Genomic DNA, 2,100 nt, shown 5'->3' with positions numbered 1-2,100 from the left:
CGGGCTCGCCCAGCTGCAGCGCCACCGCAGCCGCTTCGGCAGCGTCGACCTGCAGACCGCGACGACGTCGCTGGGCAAGGAACTCGCCGACGCCGGTCTCGCCGCCGCGCTCGCCCAGCGGTCGCCGGGGGTGGTGTTCCGGTGGCTCGACCGCTCGCGCGCGCAGGCGTTCCGGTTCCGGCCGGTGCGCCCGCCCGCGCACCCCGAGACCGTCGACGCCGTCGCCGAGCTGCGGTACCTCTCGATGCAGATCCGCGCCGGCGAGCTGTCCGGGAAGCCGGACGCCCAGGCCGTGAAGCGTTGTGCCGCGCTGGAACGGGAAATCCGCGCCAAGGGCTGGCAGGCCGAGGGCACCGACGAGGACCACCCCGAGGCGAAGCTGCGCGAGATCGGCGACGAACTCGCCGACAGCGGCAGCGCGATGGTCTGCTTCCTCGCCGACCACGGCGCGTTGTGCGCGCAGGTGATCGCGAACCACCGCGTGGCGCTGATCGAGCTCGGCCCGGCGTCGGCCGTCGCCGAGCCGGTCGCCCGGCTGCACAGCGACCTCGACGCGTTGTGCGGGCGCCAGCTCCCCGCCCAGCTGGACCAGGTCATCCGCCGGTCGGTGCGGACGCAGGTCACCGCGCTGGACGCGATCCTGCTGGCGCCGCTGGCGAACCGGCTCGGCGACCTCGACGTCGTCGTCGTGCCGACCGGCGCGCTGTCGGCGATCCCGTGGGGGCTGCTGCCGACGGTGCGCGGGCGGCCGGTGACGGTCACGCCGTCGTCGTCGGCCTGGCTCGACGCGGGCCGCCGTCCCCGCCGTGCGAGCGGGGCGCCGCTGCTGGTCGCGGGCTCGGACCTGACCCACGCGGAAACCGAGATCTCGTCGCTGGCGCCGCTCTACCCGGAGGCGGAGGTGCTGACCGGCCCGGACGCGACGGTCGCGGCGACGCTCAAGGCGTTCGACGGCTGCCGGCTGGCGCACTTCGCCGCGCACGGTCACCACGAGCGGGAAAACGTGCTGTTCTCCCGGCTCAACCTCGCCGACGGGCCGCTGATGGCCTACGACGTCCAGCAGCTCGCGACGGCGCCGGAGCAGGTGGTGCTGTCGTCATGCGACGTCGGCCAGACCGTGGTCCGCGCGGGCGACGAGGTCCTCGGCTTCACGGCGGCGCTGCTCTACGGCGGCAGCCGCACGGTGGTTTCGAGCGTGGCGCGGGTCGACGACCGGACCGCGGGCGGCGTGATGCTCGCGTTCCACCGCGCGCTGGCCGCCGGGACCCCGCCGGCGCGGGCGCTGGCGGACGCGGCCACGGCGGAACCGCTGATGCCGTTCGTCTGCTTCGGTCGCAGCTGACACTCTTTTCGACGTCCGGCGATCTTGCAGGTTGCTTTCCGGTGATCGATCGCATCGCGGCGCATCCCCGTGGGGTGGCCGGGCATCTCTCCCAGTGAGTCCAGTCGATCACGGAACGAGGGAGGATGACCATGAAGCGAGCTGGAACCGCGCTGATCGCCGCCGGTCTGGCGGCCGGTGGGCTGCTGGTGGCGGGCGGGGCGGCGAACGCCATGCCGAGCGACCACCCGTGCGGCGCCTCGGACGTCCACGTGACCGTGGCCCACGACCCGACGCACGCGGCCGGGCACGAGGCTTACGTGCTCACCTACACGGCGGCGTCGCCGAACACGAACTGCAAGCTCGAGGGCGCGCCGACGGCGGTGGGTTTCCTCGCCGGCGGTCAGCGGCTGCCGATCGCGGTCACGACGGACGCGTCGGAGGCGCTCCCGGTGAACCTGCGCGACGGGCACCCGGCGGTGTCCCGGATCGTCCAGCGCTCGGCGGCGGCGCCCGCGGCCGCCGACTTCGTCACGTTCGACCTGCCGACCGGGCCGTACGGCCAGCCGGTGAGCGTCGCTTGGCCGGCGGGCGCGCCGGTGAAGGGCGACACCGTCCAGGTCACGCCGGTCGGCAACTGAACTTCGGGAGGGGATTCCACGTGAAGCGCATCTTGATGGGGATCGGCACGGCGGCGGGGGCCTTCGTGCTGGCGGCGTGCGGAACGTCCACGGCGGCTCCGGCCGCCCAGGCTCCGGCACCGGCGGCGGGTGCCGCGA

2 protein-coding genes are annotated in these 2,100 nt (G+C 74.4%); both read left to right on the top strand.

The window, feature by feature from the left end; genetic code table 11:
- The coding region (locus G3I65_RS09040; protein ID WP_160695689.1) for a CHAT domain-containing protein at positions 1–1,342 on the top strand (1,342 nt) is incomplete at its 5' end.
- 131 nt (positions 1,343–1,473) lie between these two features.
- Complete coding sequence (locus tag G3I65_RS09035; RefSeq protein WP_160695688.1) at positions 1,474–1,962, top strand: DUF4232 domain-containing protein; 489 nt, start codon at positions 1,474–1,476, stop codon at positions 1,960–1,962.
- Positions 1,963–2,100 lie beyond the last annotated feature (138 nt).

The organism is Amycolatopsis sp. SID8362, assembly GCF_010550475.1.
Lineage (GTDB): Bacteria > Actinomycetota > Actinomycetes > Mycobacteriales > Pseudonocardiaceae > Amycolatopsis > Amycolatopsis eburnea.
The sequence above is the reverse complement of the archived record's forward strand: the minus strand, read 5'-3'. Positions and strand labels throughout refer to the sequence as shown.

Bases quoted from the DNA above. Each gene is read 5' to 3' on its own strand.
- G3I65_RS09035 (WP_160695688.1), top strand. From the start codon at position 1,474: ATGAAGCGAGCTGGAACCGCGCTGATCGCCGCCGGTCTGGCGGCCGGT.